Source organism: Streptomyces sp. NPDC054770, from assembly GCF_053611985.1.
Genome location: NZ_JBSHBL010000028.1, coordinates 115,710 through 121,837, shown reverse-complemented (window position 1 = coordinate 121,837; position 6,128 = coordinate 115,710). Strand labels below are relative to the sequence as shown.

The 6,128-nt window shown below is 70.2% G+C and carries 5 protein-coding genes; 1 reads left to right on the top strand and 4 read right to left on the bottom strand.

Annotated elements, in window-relative coordinates:
• Positions 1-149: 149 nt before the first annotated feature.
• From ACWGKQ_RS24360 to nsdA, 3 genes are all read right to left on the bottom strand, one after another.
• Entirely contained in the window at positions 150-488 is a 339-nt protein-coding gene (locus ACWGKQ_RS24360) for a P-II family nitrogen regulator (protein WP_089098508.1), read from the bottom strand.
• Complete coding sequence (locus ACWGKQ_RS24355) at positions 485-1,822, bottom strand: ammonium transporter (RefSeq protein ID WP_453294039.1); 1,338 nt, start codon at positions 1,820-1,822, stop codon at positions 485-487. The genes ACWGKQ_RS24360 and ACWGKQ_RS24355 overlap by 4 nt, the downstream gene beginning before the upstream one ends.
• A 326-nt stretch (positions 1,823-2,148) precedes the next feature.
• Positions 2,149-3,633, bottom strand: coding sequence for a transcriptional repressor NsdA (nsdA, locus tag ACWGKQ_RS24350; protein ID WP_453294038.1), 1,485 nt, complete (start codon positions 3,631-3,633; stop codon positions 2,149-2,151).
• A 457-nt stretch (positions 3,634-4,090) separates the two neighbouring features.
• Between nsdA and ACWGKQ_RS24345 the strand changes: the two genes are divergently transcribed.
• Positions 4,091-4,747: a bifunctional DNA primase/polymerase gene (locus tag ACWGKQ_RS24345; RefSeq protein WP_453294037.1), complete on the top strand. Its 657-nt coding sequence runs from the start codon at positions 4,091-4,093 to the stop codon at positions 4,745-4,747.
• A 96-nt stretch (positions 4,748-4,843) separates the two neighbouring features.
• Here the strand turns inward: ACWGKQ_RS24345 and ftsY are convergent, their stop codons facing one another.
• Positions 4,844-6,046: a signal recognition particle-docking protein FtsY gene (ftsY, locus tag ACWGKQ_RS24340; protein ID WP_453294036.1), complete on the bottom strand. Its 1,203-nt coding sequence runs from the start codon at positions 6,044-6,046 to the stop codon at positions 4,844-4,846.
• Positions 6,047-6,128 lie beyond the last annotated feature (82 nt).

The following is a 6,128-nucleotide window of genomic DNA, read 5'->3' as shown; positions in this document are numbered from 1 at the left end:
GGTACGGCGCGGCGGCCCGGACCGCGCCCCCTCGGTGAGGAGGCGCAGCCGGGCCGCCGCGTAGCCGCTGGGTCCCGCGTTCTCTGCGTCGTTCCGAACTTCCGTACCCGTCACCCAGCGACTCCTGCCTGTATTCAGATGGTTCTGTTCTACAGCGCGTCCGGACCGCGCTCGCCGGTGCGGACCCGTACGGCGGTCTCGACCGGGACCGACCAGACCTTGCCGTCACCGATCTTGCCGGTGCGGGCGGCCTTGACGACGACGTCGATCAGCTGCTCGGCGTCCTCGTCCTCGGCCAGCACCTCGATGCGGATCTTGGGCACCAGGTCGACCGTGTACTCGGCACCACGGTAGACCTCGGTGTGGCCGCGCTGCCGACCGTAGCCGCTGGCCTCGGTGACCGTGAGACCGTGGACGCCGAAGGCCTGGAGGGCCTCCTTGATCTCGTCGAGCCGGTGGGGCTTCACGACGGCGGTGATGAGCTTCATGCGTCCACCTTCTTGCTCGTGTCGGCCAGTGCCGCGGAGACGGAGCCGACGACACCGCCGCCCGCACCGCTGAAGTCGTATGCAGTCTCGGCGTGCTCGGCCTGGTCGATGCCGGAGACCTCCTCGTCCTCGCTGACCCGCATGCCGATGGTCTTGTCGAGGAGGAAGGCGAGGACCGCCGAGGCGACCAGGGAGTAGCCGAGGACCGCGCCGACACCGGCGAACTGCTTCCACAGCTGGGTGAAGGAGTGGTCGCCGTAGAAGACGCCCGTCGCGGCGGACTGGCCCTTGCCGGTGGCGAAGAAGCCGATGAGCAGGGAGCCGAGAATACCGCCGACCATGTGGACGCCGACGACGTCGAGGGAGTCGTCGAAGCCGAACTTGTACTTGAGGCCGACCGCCGCGGCACAGCCGACACCGGCGATCACGCCGACGGCGATCGCGCCCATCGGGGAGATCGCACCACCCGACGGGGTGATGGCGACGAGGCCCGCGACGGCACCGGAGGCGGCGCCCAGGGTGGTGAACGCGCCGTGCCGGATCTTCTCGTAGGCGAGCCAGGCGAGCATGGCGGCGGCGGTGGCGACCTGCGTGTTGACGAACATCAGCGCGCCGACGCCGTCGTCGTTGCCGAGCCACGAGCCGGCGTTGAAGCCGAACCAGCCGAACCACAGCAGACCGGCGCCGAGCATGACCAGCGGGAGGCTGTGCGGGCGCATCGGGTCCTTCTTGAAGCCGACGCGCTTGCCGATGACCAGGATCACACCGAGGGCGCCGGCACCGGCGTTGATGTGGACCGCGGTACCACCGGCGAAGTCGATCACACCGAGCTTGTAGGCCCAGCCGTCGGCGCCCCAGACCCAGTGGGCGACCGGGACGTAGACGATCGTCAGCCACAGGGCGACGAAGAGCGCCCAGGCCGAGAACTTGACGCGGTCGGCGATGGCACCGCTTATCAGGGCCGGCGTGATGACCGCGAACATCATCTGGAAGACCATGAACACGAAGACCGGGATCGTGTAGCCGGGCCAGAGCTCCGTCAGCCCGACGTTGCTCATGCCCAGCCAGTGGGAGTCGAAGCCGATGAAGCCGTTTTTGGTGCCGAAGGCGAGGGAGAAGCCGTAGAGCACCCACAGGATGGTGACGATCCCGATGCTGACGAAGCTCATCATCAGCATGTTCAGGGTGCTCTTGACGCGGACCATGCCTCCGTAGAAGAAGGCGAGTCCCGGCGTCATGAGCAGCACCAGGGCGGAACAGATGAGCATGAAGCCTGTGTTCGCGGAGGACAGCTTGGGTGCCTCCGCGGCAAGCGTGATGGCGGCTGGTGCCATCGGCGTCTCCTCGTCGATTGGTACGGCCCCGGGTGCGGGCGTGCGGTCCGGTGAAGCGGGGGGTGGGCCGGTTATGCGCCATGAGATTGACGCAGCGCGGTTTCGGACACCGCCCCTCGTTGTTTCACCGGAGTGACGAAGGAGTCGCGGGTGTTACACGTCGGTGAACTGCCTGATGTTCGCCGACCGGATCGTTATCGTGGCGCAACCTTCTCTCGGAGGAAATAAACCGGCCGCGGCGGCCTTCCGATGACCTGGCGCGGGGGAGCCGAGTCGGGCAGTTCGGGAGGGCCGGCCACGGCCGGGGTCTTGGGGTTAACCCGGGTTCAGACCGCCTCGGCGGTCTCCGGCAGGTCGACGGCGAGCTGCTCGGTCAGGTCGACGACCACCGCGAGGTCGCCGTAGTCGCGGACGGCCGAGTCGACCGTCTTTCGAATACGAGTGTTCACGCGCTCCGAGCGCACCTTCTTGGCGATGCCCATGGCCTCGGAGGCCAGAACCGTGCTCCGCTCGGGCTCGCCCCGCAGCAGGTGCACGGTGGCCAGGCCGATGAGATTGAGCGCGTACGACCGCTGGTGCTCGGTGTCCTTGGCGAACAGCTCCACGGCCTTCTGCATCAGCGGCTCGGCCAGGGAGGCGTAGGTGGGGCTGCGGCCGGCGACATAGGCGAGGTCGCGGAAGGAGTGGCTGTTCTCGCCGTAGAGCTCGGCCTCGGAGAAGAAGCGGATCCAGTCCGGGTCCGGGTCGTCCCACTCGTCGGCCTCGGCGAAGGTGTCCTCGGCCATCCGGACCGCCCGCTTGCACTTGCTGGGCTGGCCCATGTTGGCGTAGGCGCGGGCCTCCATCGCATACAGCATCGACTGGGTGCGCGGGCTCGCGCAGTCCCGGCTGCCGTACTGGGCGAGGTGGATCAGCTCCAGGGCGTCGTCGGGCCGGCCGAGGTGGATCATCTGGCGGCTCATGCTGGACAGGACGTACGAGCCCAGCGGCTTGTCGCCGGCCTCCTTGGCCGCGTGCAGGGCGAGCACGAAGTACTTCTGGGCGGTGGGCTGGAGTCCGACGTCGTACGACATCCAGCCGGCCAGCTCGGCCAGCTCGGCGGCGACCTTGAAGAGCTTGCGGCTGGTGGCCTCGGGCTGGGGTTCCTGGAGCAGGTCGGTGACCTCGTGCAGCTGGCCGACGACCGCCTTGCGGCGCAGGCCGCCGCCGCACTGGGCGTCCCACTGGCGGAACATCTCCGTGGTGGACTCCAGAAGGGCCAGCTCGGGCCTGGAGAGGCGGCCGGGGCGGCGGGACTCGGCCGCCGACTCGGGGGCCGGCTGCGGCGAGCCGGGCGAGGGCACGAGCCAGCGCTGCATGGGCTCGATGAGGGACGGGCCCGCCGACAGCACCAGCGAGGTTCCGAGGAAGCCGCGCCGCGCCAGCATCAGGTCGCTGCGCGAGAACTCGCTGAGCAGGGCCACCGTCTGCGGGCCCGTCCAGGGCAGGTCGACGCCGGTCGCGGAGGGTGACTGGCGGGCGGCCCGCAGTCCGAGGTCCTCGACCGAGACGACACAGCCGAACCGCTCGGAGAACAGCTCGGAGAGGATCCTGGGGATCGGCTCGCGCGGGTTCTCCCCGTCGAGCCAGCGGCGCACCCGGGATGTGTCCGTGGAGATGTGGTTGGCGCCCAATTGGCGTGCTCTGCGGTTCACTTGGCGCGCCAGCTCGCCCTTCGACCAGCCGCTGCGCACGAACCACGAGTTGAGCAGCTCGTTGGGGCGCTTGTCCGTACTGGTCGCGGTCGTCCCGCTACCGCCGTTGCCGCCCACTGGAACGCCCCCATCCCTGAGACCACTTGATGCCGGATGCGCCAAGCCCTATCAGAATGCCGGTAAATACGGCCGCCCGTCCGGTAGTTCTCACCCTTCGAACGGGATGCCGAGTTGCCTCCGGCATACCCACGAGTGCATGTGCCCCCAGGCCTCGTGCACTCAAAGTAATCCTACGATCACTGCTCCAGCCATGGCGATCCCGGAAACGCCACCATTCGCCACCCCTTCGAATGAACTCACGATGCCCTTGGCGCGATTCACTTGACATAGGACGGCCAGGAGTAGGCGGAGCGATGCACTCAAGGGCGCACACCCCCAGGTGCACCACCCGGAACGCTTCAGGGCGCCGCAGTGACCTTGCGGGCGCAGGGGAAGGCGGAGCCGTAGGGTCACGTTCCGTTTCCGTCTCGTTCCGTGTCGTAACCACCGGCGCGCCGGACCCGTTGGAGGGGGCATGGGCTTCACGATCGGCGGCATTCGCGAGATCCGCTCCGGCACGCGCCGGCGCGGTCGTTCATCGGATTGCACCGCCGTCGCCGAGTTCACCGGACTGTGGGGCTGGGACGTGGTGCCGGGTGCCCGGGCCGCGGCCGGCGCCTGCTCCTGCGGGCACGCCGACTGTCCCGCGCCGGGAGCACATCCGCTGGACTTCGCGCCCCAGGTGTCCGCGGGCGCCACGCTCGGCGAAGTCACCAAGGCCTGGGGAGAGTTCCCGGGTGCCGCGGTGATGCTGCCGGTCGGCCGCGCGTTCGACGTGATCGAGGTCGCCGAACCCGCCGGGCGCCGCGCCCTGGCCCGCCTGGAGCGGATGGGCCTCCCGCTCGGCCCGGTCACCGCCACCCCGGACGGCCGCGCCCAGTTCCTCGTCGCCCCCGGCGCCACCGCCGAACTCCCCGAGCTGCTCTACCGCACGGGCTGGGACGACCCGACCGCCCTGGACCTGCGCGGCCTCGGCGCGGGCAGCTACCTCACCGCTCCGCCGTCCGACCGGGGCGGCCTGGGCCCGGTGCGCTGGCTGCGGCCGCCGGCCCTGGACTCGGCGACCAGGCCGCCGGCGGCGAGGCTGCTGCTGGGGACGCTGGCGTACCTGGCGCACCGCTCCCGGGCGTAGCCGCGGGGGCCCGGCCGGCTCATACGCCGAAGCGCCCGTCCCCGACCGCATCTGGGGAACGGGCGCTTCTCACGCCAGTGGGTGAATTTCCCCGGGTCAGTCACCGATAAGGGCGTCAACGAACGCCTCCGGCTCGAACGGCGCCAGGTCGTCCGCGCCCTCACCGAGGCCGATGAGCTTGACCGGGACGCCCAGTTCACGCTGGACCGCGATCACGATGCCGCCCTTGGCGGTGCCGTCCAGCTTGGTGAGGACGATGCCCGTGATGTCGACGACCTCGGCGAAGACCCGGGCCTGGACCAGGCCGTTCTGGCCGGTGGTGGCGTCCAGGACGAGCAGCACCTCGTCCAGCGGGGCGTGCTTCTCGACGACCCGCTTGACCTTGCCCAGCTCGTCCATGAGCCCGGTCTTGGTGTGGAGACGTCCGGCGGTGTCGATCAGCACGACATCCACCCCCATCTCCTTGCCCTCCTTCACCGCGTCGAAGGCGACGGAGGCGGGGTCGCCGGCCTCAGGGCCGCGCACGGTGTGGGCGCCCACCCGCTCGCCCCAGGTCTCGAGCTGGTCCGCGGCGGCGGCCCGGAAGGTGTCGGCGGCGCCGAGCACGACCGTACGGCCGTCGGCGACCAGGACACGCGCGAGCTTGCCGGTGGTGGTGGTCTTGCCGGTGCCGTTGACGCCGACGACCATCACGATGCCCGGCTTGCGGTCCTCGGGCTCCGTCTTCACCGTGCGGTCGGCGTCGGTGCCGACCAGCTTGAGCAGCTCATCGCGCAGCAGGCCGCGCAGCTCCGCGGGGGTGCGGGTGCCGAGCACCTTGACGCGCTCGCGCAGCCCGTCGACCAGCTCGGTGGTGGGCTGCACGCCGACGTCGGCGGTGAGCAGGATGTCCTCGATCTCCTCCCAGGTCTCGTCGTCGAGGTGCTCGCGCGAGAGCAGCGCGAGCAGCCCCTTGCCGAGGGCGTTCTGGGAGCGGGAGAGCCGGGCACGCAGCCGGACCAGCCGGCCGGCGGTGGGCTCCGGGATCTCGATCTCGGGCGCTTCGGGGACGGGGGGCTCTGCCACGACGACGGGAGCCGAGCCGTCGGGAAGGTCGACCTCCTCTATCGTCCGGCGCGGTTCGTCGCGCGGCGTCTCGGCCTCGTCGCCGACGTGCGGCTCGGCCGGGGGCGCGGTGATGTCGGGCGCGGCGGGGGGCGGCGGGGGCAGCGACTTCCGGCGCCGGCTGCCGACGACGAGCCCGCCGAGCGCAGCGAGCACGACCACGGCGATGACTACAGCAAGGATGACGGTTTCCATAACCCGTCCAGTATCCATCCCTCCCCCGCGGCCGACTTTGCTCCCTCGCGCGGGATTTTCTGGATGATCCCCCGGACCAAGA